Source organism: Cohnella faecalis, from assembly GCF_003570905.1.
In the GTDB taxonomy this organism is placed as follows: domain Bacteria; phylum Bacillota; class Bacilli; order Paenibacillales; family Paenibacillaceae; genus Cohnella; species Cohnella faecalis.
In genome coordinates this window covers 117,533-135,129 of the sequence record NZ_QXJM01000040.1, presented here as the reverse complement: position 1 = coordinate 135,129, position 17,597 = coordinate 117,533, and the positions used below count along the sequence as shown (strand labels likewise).

The 17,597-nt window shown below is 53.2% G+C and carries 16 protein-coding genes and 1 pseudogene; 10 read left to right on the top strand and 7 right to left on the bottom strand.

The window, feature by feature from the left end; translation table 11 throughout:
- Positions 1 to 319: 319 nt before the first annotated feature.
- A protein-coding gene (locus D3H35_RS22015; RefSeq protein WP_267901427.1) for an IS3 family transposase occupies positions 320 to 1,473 on the top strand; the annotation gives its coding sequence in 2 pieces (ribosomal slippage) (positions 320 to 572 and positions 572 to 1,473; 1,155 coding nt in all).
- Between the two features lie 545 nt (positions 1,474 to 2,018).
- Here D3H35_RS22015 and D3H35_RS22010 read toward each other — a convergent pair.
- The gene (locus tag D3H35_RS22010; RefSeq protein WP_233568082.1) at positions 2,019 to 3,770 is read right to left on the bottom strand and encodes a sensor histidine kinase; all 1,752 of its coding nucleotides are present in this window, start codon (positions 3,768 to 3,770) and stop codon (positions 2,019 to 2,021) included.
- Positions 3,767 to 4,495, bottom strand: a complete 729-nt coding sequence (locus tag D3H35_RS22005; RefSeq protein ID WP_119151355.1) for a response regulator transcription factor — start codon at positions 4,493 to 4,495, stop codon at positions 3,767 to 3,769. The genes D3H35_RS22010 and D3H35_RS22005 overlap by 4 nt, the downstream gene beginning before the upstream one ends.
- Positions 4,496 to 4,632: 137 nt before the next feature.
- Here D3H35_RS22005 and D3H35_RS22000 point away from each other — a divergent pair, with 137 nt between their 5' ends.
- The gene (locus D3H35_RS22000; RefSeq protein ID WP_119151354.1) at positions 4,633 to 5,856 is read left to right on the top strand and encodes a DUF418 domain-containing protein; all 1,224 of its coding nucleotides are present in this window, start codon (positions 4,633 to 4,635) and stop codon (positions 5,854 to 5,856) included.
- Positions 5,857 to 6,525: 669 nt separating this feature from the next.
- Here D3H35_RS22000 and D3H35_RS21995 read toward each other — a convergent pair.
- The 3 genes from D3H35_RS21995 to spoVAC are packed head-to-tail and all read right to left on the bottom strand — an operon-like array spanning position 6,526 to position 8,903.
- Positions 6,526 to 7,386, bottom strand: a complete 861-nt coding sequence (locus D3H35_RS21995) for a DUF421 domain-containing protein (protein WP_119151353.1) — start codon at positions 7,384 to 7,386, stop codon at positions 6,526 to 6,528.
- Between the two features lie 19 nt (positions 7,387 to 7,405).
- Positions 7,406 to 8,422, bottom strand: coding sequence for a stage V sporulation protein AD (gene spoVAD / locus D3H35_RS21990; protein WP_119151352.1), 1,017 nt, complete (start codon positions 8,420 to 8,422; stop codon positions 7,406 to 7,408).
- A gap of 16 nt (positions 8,423 to 8,438) precedes the next feature.
- Positions 8,439 to 8,903, bottom strand: a complete 465-nt coding sequence (gene spoVAC, locus D3H35_RS21985) for a stage V sporulation protein AC (RefSeq protein WP_119151351.1) — start codon at positions 8,901 to 8,903, stop codon at positions 8,439 to 8,441.
- A gap of 150 nt (positions 8,904 to 9,053) precedes the next feature.
- On the opposite strand from spoVAC, the gene D3H35_RS21980 reads away from it, so the two are divergent.
- Genes D3H35_RS21980 through D3H35_RS32745 form a run of 3 tightly spaced genes read left to right on the top strand, consistent with a single transcriptional unit; the run spans position 9,054 to position 9,998 of the window.
- Positions 9,054 to 9,260 carry a DUF1657 domain-containing protein gene (locus D3H35_RS21980; RefSeq protein WP_119151350.1) on the top strand — a complete coding sequence of 69 codons (207 nt, stop codon included), beginning with the start codon at positions 9,054 to 9,056 and terminating at the stop codon, positions 9,258 to 9,260.
- On the top strand, positions 9,232 to 9,723 hold the full coding sequence (locus tag D3H35_RS32750) for a polysaccharide deacetylase family protein (RefSeq protein WP_233568081.1): 492 nt from the start codon (positions 9,232 to 9,234) through the stop codon (positions 9,721 to 9,723). Before D3H35_RS21980 ends, D3H35_RS32750 begins: the two co-directional genes overlap by 29 nt.
- A 5-nt stretch (positions 9,724 to 9,728) precedes the next feature.
- Complete coding sequence (locus D3H35_RS32745; protein ID WP_233568080.1) at positions 9,729 to 9,998, top strand: polysaccharide deacetylase family protein; 270 nt, start codon at positions 9,729 to 9,731, stop codon at positions 9,996 to 9,998.
- A gap of 52 nt (positions 9,999 to 10,050) precedes the next feature.
- Here D3H35_RS32745 and D3H35_RS21970 read toward each other — a convergent pair whose 3' ends face one another.
- Together D3H35_RS21970 and D3H35_RS21965 are read right to left on the bottom strand one after the other, a co-directional pair.
- A complete protein-coding gene (locus D3H35_RS21970) occupies positions 10,051 to 11,001 on the bottom strand; it encodes a DUF5050 domain-containing protein (protein WP_119151349.1) in 951 nt (316 codons plus the stop codon).
- Between the two features lie 74 nt (positions 11,002 to 11,075).
- Positions 11,076 to 11,483, bottom strand: a complete 408-nt coding sequence (locus D3H35_RS21965) for a DUF4190 domain-containing protein (RefSeq protein ID WP_378124679.1) — start codon at positions 11,481 to 11,483, stop codon at positions 11,076 to 11,078.
- Between the two features lie 245 nt (positions 11,484 to 11,728).
- Here D3H35_RS21965 and D3H35_RS21960 point away from each other — a divergent pair, with 245 nt between their 5' ends.
- The 5 genes and pseudogenes from D3H35_RS21960 (at position 11,729) to D3H35_RS21940 (ending at position 17,570) form a co-directional block, all read left to right on the top strand.
- Positions 11,729 to 12,358, top strand: a complete 630-nt coding sequence (locus D3H35_RS21960) for a DUF975 family protein (RefSeq protein ID WP_119151347.1) — start codon at positions 11,729 to 11,731, stop codon at positions 12,356 to 12,358.
- Between the two features lie 164 nt (positions 12,359 to 12,522).
- Positions 12,523 to 12,881, top strand: a pseudogene (locus D3H35_RS21955) (TFIIB-type zinc ribbon-containing protein).
- A 262-nt stretch (positions 12,882 to 13,143) separates the two neighbouring features.
- On the top strand, positions 13,144 to 14,334 hold the full coding sequence (locus D3H35_RS21950) for an IS256 family transposase (protein WP_119149548.1): 1,191 nt from the start codon (positions 13,144 to 13,146) through the stop codon (positions 14,332 to 14,334).
- A gap of 1,311 nt (positions 14,335 to 15,645) precedes the next feature.
- Positions 15,646 to 16,503, top strand: coding sequence for an ABC transporter ATP-binding protein (locus tag D3H35_RS21945; protein ID WP_119151901.1), 858 nt, complete (start codon positions 15,646 to 15,648; stop codon positions 16,501 to 16,503).
- Positions 16,504 to 16,532: 29 nt separating this feature from the next.
- Positions 16,533 to 17,570: an ABC transporter substrate-binding protein gene (locus D3H35_RS21940; protein ID WP_119151345.1), complete on the top strand. Its 1,038-nt coding sequence runs from the start codon at positions 16,533 to 16,535 to the stop codon at positions 17,568 to 17,570.
- The last annotated feature ends 27 nt before the right edge of the window (positions 17,571 to 17,597 follow it).

The window sequence follows — 17,597 nt, the reverse complement described above, 5'->3', positions numbered from 1 at the left end:
ACGAGGTACCATACATACGGCTGGAAGTGTGATCGAGAGCGCAACAGTGGGACGAGGTACCATACATACGGCTGGAAGTGTGATCGAGAGCGCAACAGTGGGACGAGGTACCATACATTCGGCGGAAAGTGTGGCCGAGCGCGCAACAGTGGGACGAGGTACCATACAATCGGCGGGAAGTGTGATCGAGAGCGCAACAGTGGGACGAGGTACCATACATTCGGCGGAAAGTGTGATCGAGAGCTGCTGTTAGACTAGAAAGTGGACACGAAGAATCGAGAATGGGAGAATATAATTACTTTCATTCGAGGTGTCCGACATGACGAAGAAATACGACAGAGAGTTTAAGATGCAGACGGTTCAGATGATTCAAGAAGGCAAGCCGATTGCGCAGGTAGCACGTGAGGTAGGCGTCCATGAAAACTCACTATATCGTTGGATTGCCGAGCTCAAACAGGATGGTATGCAGGCTTTCCCAGGAAGCGGTAATCTAAAGCCTGAGGATAAGGCGCTACGCGATTTGCAGAAACAACTTCGTGACTTGCAGGAGGAAAATGAAATCTTAAAAAAGGCAATGCACTACTTTGCAAAAGACCGGCGCTGATTTTTCCGTTTATCTACAAATACCGCTTTAAGCTCCGTGTCGCAAAGATGTGCTCTGTATTTAAGGTTTCCCGAAGCGGTTACTACGCATGGCAAAAAAGCTACGACAAGCGGCTTGAGCGCCGCAAACGCAGAGAAGATTTGGAGCAGAAGATTAGGCGTATATTTCTTGGCTCCAGACGCCTGTATGGCAGCCCGAAAGTAACAGCTGCCCTTCGTGCTCGGGGAGTCGTTGTATCCGAGAAACGCGTTGCTCGCTTGATGCAGGTAATGGGGTTAAAATCCCGTACCGTCAAGAAATATAAAGCTACCACGAATTCCAAACACAACCTGCCCGTACATGATAATACGCTGAACAGGAAGTTCATACCTGAGGCTCCCAATCAGGCGTGGGTTACTGATATTACTTACTGCCCGACCAATGAAGGCTGGTTGTATTTAGCGAGCGTCATGGACCTGTACAGCCGTAAAATTGTTGGATTTCACATGTCGGATCGAATGACCAAAGATCTCGTCATTAAGGCGCTAGATCGTGCCTACGCCCAGCGTCGGCCAGGAGCCGGATTACTCCATCACTCCGATCGGGGAAGCCAATACGCCTCACACGAATACCAGAAGAAAATGAAGCAGTACAAGATGGAAGGAAGCATGAGCCGAAAAGGCAACTGCTACGACAATGCCTGCATTGAATCGTTCCATAGCGTCCTCAAGAAAGAGCTCATTTATCTTACAAAATTCAGGACGCGTGAGGACGCGAAGAAACAGATTTTTGAGTACATTACATGTTTCTATAATGGTGAACGAATTCATTCAACCATTGGCTATTTATCGCCGAACAGTTACGAACGGGCGTTTTCAAATCCGGCCTAATTTCTCGATTCTAAGTGTCTATTTTCTTGACAGAGGTTCAAGCGCAACAATGGGACGAGGTACCATACATTCGGCGGGAAGTGTGATCGAGAGCGCAACAGTGGGACGAGGTACCATACATTCGGCGGGAAGTGTGATCGAGAGCGCAACAATGGGACGAGGTACCATACATACGGCTGGAAGTGTGATCGAGAGCGCTACAGTGGGACGAGGTACCATACATTCGGCGGGAAGTGGGATCGAGAGCGCAACAGTGGGACGAGGTACCATACATTCGGCGGGAAGTGGGATCGAGAGCGCAACAGTGGGACGAGGTACCATACATACGGCTGGAAGTGTGATCGAGAGCGCAACAGTGGGACGAGGTACCATACATACGGCGGGAAGTGTGATCGAGAGCGCAACAATGGGACGAGGTACCATACATACGGCTGGAAGTGTGATCGAGAGCGCAACAGTGGGACGAGGTACCATACATACGGCGGGAAGTGTGATCGAACGCATCAAAGGCTGTCCCAAAAGCTCACTCATGGGACAGCCTTACCTCACTCCTTCGCCGCAAGAGCGAAAAAAACGGCGATTTCCGTGCCACTGCCAACCGACGAGCGCACCTCGATGCGGCCTTGGTGGGCTTCCGCGATCATTTTGGCGATGCTCATGCCAAGTCCAGAGCCTACGGTCGATTCCTCCGTATTCGTTCCTCGATAGTATCTCTCGAACAAATTCCGCTTCGTTTCCTCGTCCATTCCTCTGCCGTTGTCCGACACTTTAATATAAGCTTCGCCGCCGATCAGGCCGCTGGACACCGTAACGATAACGCCGGGAAGATTGTGATTGACCGCATTGGACAACAGGTTGTCCACGAGACGTTGAAGCCACATGGCGTTCCCGAGCACGGGAACGGGACGTTCCTCGCCGTCGTAGACGAACTCAGCCTCGGCGAGCGTCGCATCGTTCACATATTTCAGCACCGACCGGCGCAGCAGCTCGTCGATATCGATCCGTTCCCGCTCGAACGGAAAGGAAGCCTGCTTTAATTGGAATACATAGGAGAAGTCCCGGATAAGCTCCAGCATGTAATCGCCCTTCTCCCGAATCATGGTCCCCATCTCTTGAAGCTCTTCGGGGCTCCAGCCGTCGGGCTTGTTCTCCAAAATATAGCCATAGCCTTGAATAGTGGACAGCGGAGTGCGGAGGTCGTGCGAGATGCCGGTCATCCACTCCTCGCGCGTCTTGTCCAAAAGCGCGCGGTCCTTCTCGGTCTGCGCCAGCTTCTCGGCCATGGAATGGAACGACTGGATGACTTCCTTGTACAGTCGGAACCGGACGCGAAGCTTGCCGTTGCGCCGGAAGACGATGCGCCGTTCGCGGGGCGAAAGCGCCGAGTCATACATGCCTTGCCCCATTCGCTCGAACCATCCTGCGAACAGGAGAAGCGGACGGCCGTAGCGATAGCCGTGCCATATGGAAGAGGCGAGAGATAGAAACAGAGCGACGCCTGCGATTGCGATCATGACGCCTATGGCGTCCTTCAGCTCCGGGATGTCCGAGACTCTATAAGTATCGTTCGGAGTATGAAGAATCCAGGTAATCGCCGCGGATTCCGGCTGGTAGGCGATGACGCCGGTGTCGTAGTTATCGGGAGATTGCCGCATCGACAGCAGCTCCAGCGGTTTGAAGGCTTTCGGAGTCAACGACGGATCTCCGATTGTCTGAACGATTTCGCCGTGATCGTTCACAATCGTCAAATACCCGTCGCTGGCACTCAATTGCTCAAGCAGGCCATCCTTCGCCGCGTCGTTCACGAGACCTTTGCTTTGATAAGCGTCGAACCAGGAGATCAATTGCTCCAGCTTCGGGTTCTCATAGCCGAGCAGAAAAAGATACGGAGATTCGGAGGAGTCGTCGAGCTGCGAGTTGACGGTATAAGGGCCGAATCGTTCCGTATCTGTAATCGTCAGAAGCTGGGCGACCGAATAGGACGACGGCTGCGAGGCAGGGACGTTCACCTTGTAGACGACGACGCCGTTTTCGTCGATGACCTGCAGCCACATCCGCCGCTCCTCGATAAGCCGGGTCCAGAAATCGGATAGAGAAAGCGTATCCTCGGTTACCGCTTCGGTAACCATCATATCCAATGCGCCATGAGGGAAGTTGTTCTTGATTTCCGATTTGGACAGCTGCTCGGTGAACGCAATGACGAACACCAGCGTGATCGCTATGATCAGGACGGAGTAGATAATCAATTGAAAAGTAAATTGGAAGGCCAGTCTGCGCTGTATTTTCATTTTTTTCATCTTCTCAAATACTCCTTGGACAGCTTGTAACCTAATCCGCGTACCGTGACGAGATGCTTGGGCGCGCTCGGGTCCGCTTCGATCCGTTCGCGTATCCGGCGAATATGAACCGTAACCGTATTGTCGTCGCCAAAGCCGTCGATACCCCATACCGCCTCATAGAGCTGCGTTTTGGAGAAAAGAATGCCGGGATGCTTGCAGAAGTAAAGCAGCAGCTGGAACACTTGCGCGGGACAACTGACGAGCGCGTCCCCGACATAGAGCTCTCCCGAAGCCTCGAATAGGCGAAAACGGCCGAAATCATAGCTTGGCGAGGAGCTTGACGGCGAGGCCGGCAATCCTGCAACGGCTGACGAATCGGTTCGGCGAAGGCGAGCTTTGATTCTGGCGGCGATCTCCAACGGATTGAAGGGCTTCGTAATGTAATCGTCGCCGCCCATGGCGAAGCCCGTCAGCTTATCGAGGTCGGACACCTTGGCCGTCAGGAAGAAGACGTGCGGATTTCCGCGCGTCCTTATTTGCGAGATCAGCTCGAAGCCGCTGCCGTCCGGCAGCATGACGTCGAGCAGCACGATGTCCGCGCCATGCCGATCGAGCGCGTCGAGGGCAGCCCGGCACGATCCGGCGGTATAGATTTGCTCGAAGCCTTCTTTTTGCAGCACCATATGCAGCATTTTCACGATGGACGGCTCGTCGTCCACGATTAAGATTCTCGGATTCATCACCTATCACCTAATAATATGATAGCTTGAAAACCTTAACAGAAGTTGAACGAAATGACGGAAAAAATTAATTATCCGTTTCGACTCCGTTCGATCCCCGTTCACCGCGGTGCGATAGGATGAGTGTCGAGGTGAAGAAGATGACGAGCATCGACGAGCAAGGAAATCGGGTAGGCGCAGTCGATAAAATTAGAGGATTGTGCTTGCTCGGCATTCTAATGGCGAATATGGTTATTTTTCAGTACGGCTTTTACGGAATGGAAGCGGGGAGTGCCTTCCATCTGTCCCGCATCGACGAGTGGGCCCATCGAGGACTCCAAATTGTCGTTGACGGAAACTTTATTCCGATCTTCATGTTTTTGTTTGGGTACGGAGTATACAAGCTGAGGAGAGGGCTGGTTCAACGCGGCCTGAAGCCCGGCTGGGTTCTGGTCCGGCGTTTTGTGATGCTGATCGTTTTCGGGATAGCACACAGCTTCGCTCTATGGGAGGGCGACATCCTGATGGGCTACGGGACGATGGGATTCGCCCTGCTCTTGTTTGCTAACCGCAAGCCGAAAACTCTGATTATATGGACGCTCCTGTTAAGTCTCGTATTAATTGCCGCCGGCTACGGAACGGGGGATTCGAAGTCGGAGAAAGAGGAAAAGCAGCGGATCGAAGAGTATGTGGAACGTTCAATCGAGGTGTACCAGCATGGCTCTTACGCGGAGATATTCGATTTTCGACTGAGCGACGATCCGGATATTCCCGACTTGCCGGGTAACGGGGCAGTGCTGGCAGCTGTCGTTATCATTGCGATGCTCCCGATGTTTCTCCTAGGCATTATAGCTGCGGGCAAGCGATGGTTTCATGATCCCGGGAGGGAACGCCGACGGTATATTGGAAGCGCGTCTGTCCTATTGCCGATCGGTCTGGGCTTGAAGAGCTGGGCTGTTCTGCACCTTTCCTCAGCTTGGAGCGGCGTTTGGTTAACGGCGGGGGCCGGCATGTTGGCGCTCGGGTATATCGCTTTGGCGGCGCTCCTATTTTCAATCGTCCCGGATCGCAATGTCGTCGCAAGGGCGTTTCAGGCTGTCGGAAAAATGTCGCTGACCAACTATCTCATGCAATCGGTTATTTGCACCACGCTTTTCTACGGTTACGGCTTCGGATGGTTCGGAAAGCTGGGCGTTCTAAGCGGCGTGCTGCTGGCTGCGGGAATTTACTCTGTGCAGGCTGCCGCGTCCTTGCTCCTGCTGAGCCGATTCAAGATCGGGCCGATGGAGAGGGTGCTGCGAATGGTAACCTATTGGTCGCTAAGCGGCAGGCCGCGCACTCGGAAAGTTCCCGTGCCCGATCCGATCGGCGCGAACGTCGGGTAAGCGCCAATGAGCATGGGGCTGCCCTGGAAGGGCTGTATTGGCTCACGGGATAGCCACTATTGAAGCGTGTACGGACGAGCAACAATGGTATGAGGTACCATACATTGAGCGTGAAGCGCGTCCGGGAGCGCAACAGTGGTACGAGGTACCGTACATTGAGCGGGAAACGTGTCCGGGAGCGCAACAATGGTACGAGGTACCATACATTGAGCGTGAAGCGCGTCCGGGAGCGCAACAGTGGTACGAGGTACCGTACATTGAGCGGGAAACGTGTCCGGGAGCGCAACAGTGGTACGAGGTACCATACATTGAGCGTGAAGCGCGTCCGGGAGCGCAACAGTGGTACGGGGTACCGTATATTGAGCGGGAAACGTGTCCGGGAGCGCAACAGTGGTACGAGGTACCGTACATTGAGCGGGAAACGTGTCCGGGAGCGCAACAGTGGTACGAGGTACCGTACATTGAGCGGGAAACGTGTTCGGGCGCGCAACAGTGGTACGAGGTACCATACATTGGGCGTGAAGCGCGTCCGGGAGCGCAACAGTGGTACGAGGTACCGTACATTGGGCGTGAAGCGCGTCCGGGAGCGCAACAGTGGTACGAGGTACCGTACATTGAGCGGGAAACGTGTCCGGGAGCGCAACAGTGGTACGAGGTACCATACATTTGCTATCCGTTCAGAATCGGACGAAGGTCCGATATGACTTGCTGCAAAGCCGCAGAGTTCGTTTCGTACATTGCTTTCGCTGCAGGGCTGCGGGTCGCGATTGCGAACAGCTCCAGATCCGCTTGCGACTTCTTCAGCGTCGCGAGCAGAAGCGCTTTGCCTTGCGGCGCGGGAACCTGGAGCTTATCGTCGAACAGATCGACGTAAAGCTGCTGATAAGCATCCACTTGACCGAGGAATACATTGTCGACGCTGACGCCGATTTTTTCGAGCTCGGTTCGGAGCCAGCCGCGGCTCAGCCCGATCGTCGCGAGCGGCTCGTCCATGATTTTGCCGTCGATAATGACCGTCTGGGGGGCGACCTCCGTGACCTTCTTCATGTTCATGTCGCTCGGGGTCAATGGCTGCTTGTCCTTTTTCAGCAGGATGCTGAGATCGCCGTTCGTCTCCATAGCCGCGAATTCGACGTCGGCAAGGTTGAAGACGCTCTTCGCCCGCAGCTGTTCGAGCAGCTCGTCCGCAGTCAACCGCTCTTTCTTCAGGTTGTTCTCCAGCACCTTGCCTTCCTTGATGACGACGCGCTCTTTTCCTTCGAGCAGATGCCGCAGCTTGATGCTCTTCAGCGTCAGAAGCTCCAGCAGGAACGGAATGGTGAACCAGACGAGCATGGCGATGAGACCGTGGGTATAGTGAGCCTCCAGGTCGGTGGAGATGAAGCCCGCCAATTCGCCGAGTGTAATTCCCATAACATACTCGAAGAAGGTCAACTGCGAAATCTGCTTCTTGCCCAGTATGCGGGCCATAATAAATAGAACAACTAAGGCTCCGAGGGAGCGGAACACGATATGGGTCCATTCAGGCACGCCTTTTTTGCTCCTTCCGCTAGATGGATTCGGGGGCCTCGATTGCTACGGCGTGCGCGATGCCGGGAATCGTCTCCCCTTGCTGCATGGCGATCGGCGACAAGAGCGCACCTGTCGCGACGACGAGAATCCGGCGGAATTCCCGCTTTCGCAATTTTTTTATCAGGTGCCCGTAAGTGACGACCGCCGAGCAGCCGCAGCCGCTGCCGCCGGATTGAACCATCTGTTTTTCGTAGTCGTAGATTAGCATTCCGCAGTCCCGGTAACGGGTCTTGTGCATGGGAATATCGTGTTTTTCGAACAAGTCGCTGGCGATTTCGTAGCCGACCTTTGCAAGATCTCCCGTAACGATGAGATCGTAATGGTCCGGACCGACCTGTAGGTCGCGAAAGTGCGCCGTGATCGTATCGACAGCGGCGGGAGCCATCGCAGCGCCCATGTTGAACGGATTTTTGATCCCCATGTCGACGACTCTGCCGATTGTGGCGGCCACGACGACAGGGCCGTCCCCTTCATCGGATACGACGGCGGCTCCTGCTCCGGTCACTGTATATTGCGCCGTCGGAGGCTTCTGGGATCCGTATTCTGTCGGATAGCGAAACTGCTTTTCCGCGCTGGAATTGTGGCTGCAAGTCCCGACGAGCACATGCTTGGCGGCGCCGGAATCGACGAGCTGAGCGCCCAGCGCCAGACTCTCCATCGAGGTGGAGCAAGCGCCGAAGACGCCGATGTACGGAATCGTCATCGTGCGCGCGGTATAGCTGGTGCTCGTGATCTGGTTCATCAGATCGCCGCCGACGTGAAAGTGAACCTGTTCCTTGGTAATGCCGGCATGCTGAATCGCAACATTGGCCGCCTCCTCCAACAACGCTTGCTCCGCCTTCTCCCAACTATCTTGCCCGACCATGGAGTCGCCATGGACAATATCGAAATCGTCCCCCAACGGCCCTCTACCTTCGAAAGGTCCGACGACGGCGGCCGTTCCCGTAATAACCGGCCTCCGGCGGAATATCCAGCTTTGGTGTCCTTTGAGCATTGCCACAATCAACCCCTTATCGGAAAATCAAACGAATAAAGGCGATAACGAAAGCCGCGACCGTGCCGAAGACGATAACCGAGCCTGCCAGCTTGAACATGTTCGTGGCCGACCCCAGCACGAGACCTTCGCTTCGATGCTCGATCGCCGCGGACGCCATCGAGTTGGCGAAGCCGGTTACCGGAACGGCCGATCCGGCACCCGCCCATTGCCCGAGCTTGTCGTAGACGCCGAGACTGGTCAGGATCACGGATACGATGATGAGTATGGCGACGGTCGGACTTGCCGCCTGCTGCTTGTTCATGCCCCCGTAGTGGATTAGCGCTTGCTGAATACCTTGCCCGGCCAGGCAGATCGTTCCGCCGACGAGGAAGGCTCGCAGTCCGTTTTTGACGAAAGGGCGCGGAGGAATACGTCTTAGAGCTGCTTGCTGATATTGCTGCTGAACGGGAGTGAGCTTTTTCGTTTTTTTATTGGCCACGTCTAGATCACCTCGTTTTCCAAACTAAGGTGAGGATTCCTCCAAAACGGGATTTTAGAACTTCCAAATATTTGATTCTTAAAAATCGGTGCCGCGGGGCAAAGTAATGGGGTCCTTACAAGGGAAAATTCCAAAGGAAAAGGTGATCATGTGACCGTATCGTCGCAAGTGAAAACGTGTGTCGCTTCTTTGAAAAGCGCACAGGCCAGTCTCGAGCAATTCGCGATAAGCACCCAGAACCAGGAAGCGAAGTCATTGTTCACGAACGCGGCCGCCCAGACGCAAGCTATCGTCGATCAAGTGGAGGGGCGCGTTACGCAACTGGAGAATGAAGAACCTCAATATAAGGGCTTCTAAGCTGCTTTTCGTTCGGAGCGTCGTTATTGTTTGTCTGCTGGTTGCGGTGATGCCGGTCATGCTTGTCCAAGCGGCTCCGAACGTCAGATACTATTACGAATCACGAGGAGACGTCGTATGGGAGGCGCCGAGCAAGGAAAAGCAAGTTGCCCTCACATTCGATGACGGACCCGATCCGACGGATACGCCGCGGATTCTGGATTTGCTCAAAAAGTACGACGCCAAGGCGACTTTTTTCGTAATGGGCCGTAAAGCCGAGGAGCATCCGGATATTCTCAGGCGGGCAGCCGCCGAGGGACACGAGCTGGCGAACCATACGTTCACGCATCGGATGCTGGACTCCTCCTTCACGGCGGAGCAAATCCGGAAGGAAATCGTCGATACGCAAGAAACGATTTTTGCGGCGACCGGGGTTCGAGCTCGTCTGTTTCGTCCGCCGGGAGGCTTGTTCAACCCCGAATGATCGCTGTGGGCAAAGAAGAGGGGCTGCAGATGGTGCTCTGGTCGTGGCATCAGGATACCCACGACTGGTCCCGTCCCGGAGTCAACCGCATCGTTCGCAAAGTGCTTGGCAACGTTAGAGGCGGCGATATTATTTTGCTGCACGATTACGTGCATGGGCCTACGCAAACGGTAGAGGCTTTGAGCCGAATATTGCCGAGCCTTCAGAACGAAGGGTATCGCTTCGTGACCGTATCGGAGCTGCTTTATCACAGCAGCCGGGAAGTGCGGAAGTAAAGCAAAAAGCCTCGCCAAATTAGATTGGCGGGGCTTTTGTGTGGAAAATTGTTCAGGACTTCGTCGGGTTCGTTATTTTGCCGTCTTGCCCGATTTGATAAATGGTTCCATCGTGAGCCTTATAGACGAAAGCGGCGCCTGCGAGACCGATGAAGCGATCGTTCGGCGACAGATTCGAGACAGCCTGCTTCCCGGTGCCATCTCGCTTGATTTTTTGCAGCGACCGGACGGTCGTCTTCGATGTGCGAACCGTTTCTTCATAATAGAACCATTTGTCCCGGTAGGAGATTGGCGCGAGGGTTCCCTTGGAAGCAAGCGCCTTCTTGTTCTTGCCGTCAAGGTCGGACAAGTACCACTTGGTCGTGCCTTTGCTCGCGATCTCCGCGTAATAAAGAGTGTCGCCATAAAGGGCGAAGCTGCCGTATTCCTCTAGCTTTCCCGCGGATATCGCCGTTTTTCCCGATCCGTTCTGCTTTATCCGGTAGAGGCGGGAGTCCTTGTTCATGTCGACGTAGAACACAAAGCCCTTGATGGCGGAGTAGGACCAGAACTGAGCTTTGGAGAGCAAGATTTTTTTACCTGTGCCGTTAAGGCTCATGACCCCGAGCTGAAAATTGTAATTTCGATCGTAGCCGCCAAAATAAATCGATTGACCCTCGACGTAAAACTGCTGGATGTCGTTCCCTTTCGTTACTTCGGTTAGCTTGGAGCCGTCTTTTTTCATTTTGACGATGTTGCCCATAATCACTTCGGAATCGGGGTCCTGCTTCAAGAAATAAATCCAGTCGCCGACCACGGCGAGGGAAGTGGCGGCGCCCTTGTAAAGTCGCCGGGTCTCGTTCTTCTTGCCGTCGACGACCGTAAGATTGACGCCAAGCCAATTCGGTTCGTCGAACGAGCCTGTCCAGAACAGTTGATCGTTCGTTCCGGCAGCGGCAGTAACCGGCAAACTTCCGTTCAACAGGAGCAATGCCATAACGATGCCGAGCAGCATTTTTTTCATTGGAATCACGCTCCGTATAAGACAAAGACCCGGCTATTAGAATGCGCAGCCGGGTCTTCGTGTTGAATATGATTTTAGAAAGATTGCTCAATATTGTTGCTGTTGTTCGAGAAATCGTAATTGTTCCCTATGTCGGGATTAAAAGCGATGACCAGCACAATGGCAAGGATAATGATTGCGTACAGTGCCGTTCCGATTATTCCGCATACGAGTCCGGCCACGGCCATCCCGCGCCCTTGATCGCCGTTCCGCTTGATCTCTTTGAGCGATAGCGAAGAGAAGATGATCGCAATGATGCCGATAATAAAGCCAATATAAGGGATTGCGATCGAGCAAATGCCTAGAACCATGCCGGCGATCGATTTTCCGTTCGTTTTTGGCGGTTGGTAAGGGTTAGGCGGTGGTGAAAAGGCGTACTGCTGGGATTCGTTGATCGGCTGAGAATCGTTATGAGGCTGCGATTCGTTGGAAAATTGATCCACTTCGGATCCTCCTAAATGGTTTCTACGACCCATTATACGCAGAACGGTTCGACAATACTATACAAATTGAAGAGAAATTACAATTAAGTGGGAGTTAGGCAATTTGCCGCTCCTGTGTGAATACAATGAAATAATGAAATGAGAAAAATGAGAAGAAAGGAAGGAGAATCGTCAAATATTGTCGAGTAGTTCTGGAAGTTCCGGATTCCGGAAATAAAACCATATTGTTGGGAGGAAACGAATTCGTGCTACCTACTAGTGCGGAAATTCGGGCAAGAGCAAGGCAGAGCTTGAGAGGGAATTGGGGATTGGCGATTGGAACGTTGGTACTTTTCTACATAGCAAGCTTTGCTCTGGGGTTATTTAATTTGATCCCCTTCGCTGGATGGATTGTCGGATTTGTGTTGGCAGGTCCTTTGGCCTTGGGGCTTAATATGTTCTTCGTGAAGCTGGCTCGCTTGAATTCGCCGTCCGTCGGCGACGCTTTTGAGGGATTCGGCCGTTTTGTTCCCGCCTTCGTGCTGTATCTATTAGTGGGCATATTTACTTTTTTGTGGTCGCTGTTGTTCATCATTCCGGGTATTATCGCTTCGTTCCGATATTCCCAGGCATTCTACATTATGCAGGATAATCCGAACATGGATGCTCTGGAGGCTATCAATAGAAGCAAGCAGATGATGGTCGGTCATAAATGGCGGTTGTTCGTTCTGTATCTGTCGTTTATCGGATGGTGGATCCTTGGAGCTCTGACGTTCGGTATAGGCTATCTCTGGATTGCGCCGTATGTCTTGACGTCCGCGGCACACTTCTATGACGATCTGAAAGATCGTGTGGCCGTACCTCCTCCGCCTCCGCCGGGATTTACGGTTAGTTAAAATAAGAAGATGAAGCCGCCTTGCGAAGGGCGGCTTTTTCCGTTCAATAGGAGAGCTGCCCGTGCTGTTTGCGGAGAAGTTCTTTCGGATAGGTTTGATGGAAACCATCTCGGGGCAAGTTCGTATTAGAAGTATGAAAACGACGATTCAGAGGAGGAGTAGCCGTGAATTGCCCCGTTTGCGAAAGCACTCGTATGAGAGAAGTGGAGAAAGACGGCATCTTGATCGATATTTGCCCGTCCTGCAAAGGAGTATGGCTGGATCGAGGCGAGCTGGAGAAGTTGATGCAGGGAGTACGCGAAGTTCGACAGGACTATAATGAGTGGTACTACGATGAGTCGCGCAATGATCGGCGTCCGCAACAGGCTCAGCCGCCTAAGCAGCCGGAGCCTTATCCATCGCAGAGCTATCCTCCTTCCCAGCAGCCGCAGGGCTATGGGTCTCAAGGAAGCCATGGCAACTATTACCCAAGCATAAGAAGAAAAAGAGCGTGCTCGACGTATTTGGAGATCTGTTCGACTAATAAGCGTGATATAGTGAGCGCAAAAGAGCTGTTTCGGCAACTGTTGGCCGAGGCAGCTCTTTTTTGCGGGATTGTTCGGCTGCGAGCGGTTGCTTCGCTCGGAGAGCGCAGGGACGGAGGAAATAACCGGCTGAGGATGGGCTATTGGGTTGGCGGACGATGACGTAAAATTGTTTGTGTACCATGTTTTGGAGTCTTACCAAAACAAAAAAAAGTAGGGTATTCTCGGGGTTACGACGCCACCAAGAAGGAGCCCTACTCGATGACTACTATACCCGAAAACATGCTTAACGATCTATTTGAAAATCTTGTCACACAGTTTGTGAAACAGAACATTGAGACGATCATGCGAGCTGAAATCAAACACATGTTGGAGGAGCAGGAAGAACATCAGCGTAATAGCCGGAACGGTTATTACACGCGCACCCTCCACACGAAGTATGGTCACATTGAAGATCTCCAGGTACCACGTGACCGTAATGGCCAATTCCAAACCAGCGTATTCGAGCCGTATCAGCGCCGAGATGGTTGGCTAGAGGAAGCTGTTATTCAGATGTACAAAAGCGGTATGGGCACACGAGACGTCGCCCGTTTCATTGAAAGCATGTTTGGTAGCCAATATTCGCCTACGACCGTCAGTAATATTACAGCGACAGTGTTGGAGGACATTCAAATCTGGCTGCAGCGCCCGCTAAAAAAACGTTACTCGGTTATTTATCTCGACGGTCTTTACGTCAAACTCAAACGCGGCACCGTAAGTGGCGAAGTCGTTTACTTTGCGATGGGGATCGACGAAGATGGTCACCGGCAAATCCTTGGCTTCTACATTGGCGGCCAAGAGAGTTCAAATGGCTGGCGGGAAGTACTCAAAGATCTTTATAAACGCGGGGCGACAGACGTGCTGCTCGGCGTGTTTGACGGCCTGACAGGGCTTGAAGCAGCCTTCCGCGAGACTTACCCGAAAGCCGACGTGCAGCATTGTGTGGTGCACAAAGTCCGTGCTACTTTCCCAAAAATCCGGGTGCAACATCGAACGGAAGTTATCGAGGATATCAAAACGGTTTACACGGCTGAGGACAAAGATCTTGCATTAGCAGCCTTCGACACGGTTTACGCAAAGTGGGGCAAATTGTATCCAAAAGAGATGGAACTTTGGAAGGAGCAACTGCCTACGTTGCTGACCTTTTACAAATTTCCCAGCCTCATCAAGGAAGCCATTTACACTTCCAACCCAATCGAGCGGATGAATAAGGAAATCCGCAAGAGACTCAAGCCGATGAATAGTTTAACGAACATGGATGCGGCAGAGAAGATCGTTTACTTGCAGGCAATCGACTACAACGAACGTAACGAAAGTCGCGCCATACGTGGGTTTGCAGATCCTGAAGTGAAGAAGAAGTTAACCGAGATGTTTGAGGCACGATATTCGGACAAGATAACATCCGAGGAGTAGCGCCACAAAAACCAATCTCCCGCGCCTTCGCTTGAGCTGCGCTCTCCGCCAACTCTAAAACCTAAAATCATGTCCATCATCCCGATGGAAAAACCTACTACACAAACTTCTTGACGCTACCTGGCGGACGTGCGAATGGGGGAAATAGCCCGCTGAGGTTGGGCTATTGGGTTGGCGGGCGTGCGAATAGAGGAAATAGCCGGCTGAGATTGGGCTATTGGGTTGGCGGACGTACGAATGGAAGAAATAACCGGCTGAGGTTGGGCTATTGGGTTGGCGGACGTGCGAATGGGGGAAATAGCCGGCTTCGGTAAGGCTACTGAGTTGGCGGACGTGTGAATGGAGGAAATAACCGGCTGAGGTTGGGCTATTAGGTTGGCGGACGTGCGAATGGGGGAAATAACCGGCTGAGGTTGGGCTACTGAGTTGGCGGGCGTGCGAATGGAGGAAATAACCGGCTGAGGTTGGGCTACTGAGTTGGCGGACGTGCGAATGGAGGAAGTAGCCGGCTGAGGTTGGGCTATTGGGTTGGCGGACGTGCGAATGGGGGAAATAACCGGCTGAGGTTGGGCTATTGGGTTGGCGGACGTGCGAATGGAAGAAATAGCCGGCTGAGGTTGGGTTATTAGGTTGGCGGACGTGCGAATGGAGGAAATAACCGGCTGAGGATGGGCTGCTGAGTTGGCGGACGTGCGAATGGGGGAAATAGCCGGCTGAGGTTGGGCTATTGGGTTGGCGGACGTGCGAATGGAAGAAATAACCGGCTGAGGTTGGGCTGTTGGGTTGGCGGACGTGCGAATGGAAGAAATAGCCGGCTGAGGTTGGGCTACTGAGTTGGCGGACGTGCGAATGGAGGAAATAACCGGCTGAGGTTGGGCTATTGTTGGGTTGGCGGACGTGCGAATAGAGGGAATAACCGGCTGAGGTTGGGCTATTAGGTTGGCGGATGTGCGAATGGGGGAAATAACCGGCTGAGGTTGGGCTATTAGGTTGGCGGACGTGCGAATGGAGGAAATAACCGGCTGAGGTTGGGCTATTGGGTTGGCGGACGTGCGAATGGGGGAAATAACCGGCTGAGGATGGGCTGCTGAGTTGGCGTGCGTGCGAATAGAGTGAATAACCGGCTGAGGTTGGGCTACTGAGTTGGCGGGCGTGCGAGCGGGATAACTAACCGGCTGCAGGCCTTTCGGATGGCCGGTTATTTTCGCTGGCGAGCTATATTACCGTTGACAATGCCATTGATAACTATTATCATTCATGAAAGCAGGAATGAATGAGAACGATTTTCATTGGAGAGGCAAGGTGAGGCTGTTGTCTCGATTAAGCACACAAAAGCTGTCTTTGGCATACGGAAATCGACCGATCGTGCAAGAACTGAATTTGCATGTGCCAGACGGTCTGATTACCGCACTGGTAGGATCGAACGGCTCGGGGAAATCGACGATTTTGAAGTCGATGGCGAGAATTTTGAATCCCGTGTCGGGCGGCGTATATTTGGACGGAAAGCTGATTCATCGCCAAGCTACGAAAGAAGTGGCGAAGCAGCTTGCTATATTGCCCCAAAACCCGATTTCCCCGGAAGGGTTGACGGTTCGCGAGCTGGTCTCGTTCGGTCGTTACCCGCATCAGAAGGGCTTCGGAAGTCTAAGGGCCGAAGACGCGCGAATGATCCAATGGGCCTTGCAGGCGACAGGAATGGAAGCCTTCGGCGATCGTCCCGTCGATCAACTATCGGGCGGTCAGCGTCAACGAGCTTGGATCGCAATGGCCGTCGCGCAAGATACGGAAGTGCTTCTTCTGGACGAACCGACGACCTTCCTGGATATGGCACATCAGATTGAGGTCATGACGCTTCTTGAGAAGCTGAACCGCGAGCAAAAGCGTACGATCATTATGGTCGTCCACGATTTGAACCATGCGGCCCGTTACGCGCAGCATCTCGTCGCTCTGAAGCAAGGAACTGTCCTGTACGAAGGGAAGCCGGAAGAGGTTATGACCAGCGAGATGCTGCGTGCGGTATTCAACATCGATGCCGACGTTATTCCGGATCCTCGCACGGGCTCGCCGCTTTGCTTGCCCTATGGCTTGGCCGAAGAGGAAGAATCGGGCCTTGAGAGTGCCTCTGCCGAATTCGAGTCCGTTCCCGAAAAAATCGCGGTATCCATCTAAAAAAGAATACCAACTGGAGGCTTCTTTAAGTGCGTCTTTTTAAGTTATCGTCTGTGCTCCTTATCTTTTCGTTATTGTTAGTTATAGTCGGTTGCGGCAAAAACGAGGGATCCGACGCGTCCGCGCAGGGCTCCGAAAAGCCGGCATCAACGGCATCCGCATCCTCGTCTCCGGAAGCGGCTCCGGCTGCCGATGAGGTTCGCGTCTTCGAACATTCCATGGGCAAAACGGAAATCAAAGGAACTCCGAAACGCGTTGTCGTGCTGGAATGGACATACGGAGAAGACTTGCTCGCCCTCGGCGTTCAGCCGGTCGGCTTCGCCGATATCGCTACTTACAAGCAATACGTGAACATTGAGCCGCAGCTTGGAGCGGACGTAGTCGATGTAGGCACCCGCCAGGAGCCGAACCTGGAGACAATCGCTTCGTTGAAGCCGGACCTGATCATTCTTGCGCACTTCCGCGGTCAAGAGTCTTATCCGCTGCTCAGCAAGATCGCTCCGACGCTCGTTTTCAATTCTTATCCGGAAGAAGGCAAGGGAGACCAGTATCAAGAGATGGTCGACACCTTCAAAACCATCGCCGACGTTCTTGGCAAGAAAGCCGAAGCGGAAGCCGTTCTGGCCGATCTGGACAAAGTCTACGCCGACTCCAAGGCGAAGCTAGAGTCCGCAGGCAAAACCGACAAGCCGTTCGTGCTTGCGCTGGCGTACAGCAATCAGAACGCGGTGCAATTCCGCTTGTCCACAGACAACTCGTTGGCCGTCAAGATTTTGGAGCATATCGGTCTAACCAATGCGTACAAACCTGCAAAATTCGAAGTGTACGGCTTTTCAACTACGGATGTCGAAGCTTTGCCTCCCGTTCAGGACGCAAACTTCATCCACATGATTCAAGAGAGCGATAACGTAATCGAGAATCAATTGAAGGACAATGCCATCTGGAAAAACTTAAGCTTCGTCAAAGAAAACCGCGTCTACGCGCTTGGCGGCGATACTTGGCCGTATGGCGGACCGCTGTCGGCTAAAATCATAGCGGGCAAAATCGTAGATCTGCTCACGAAATAATGAGCGCGCGCAGCCGAGTTTTCGGCG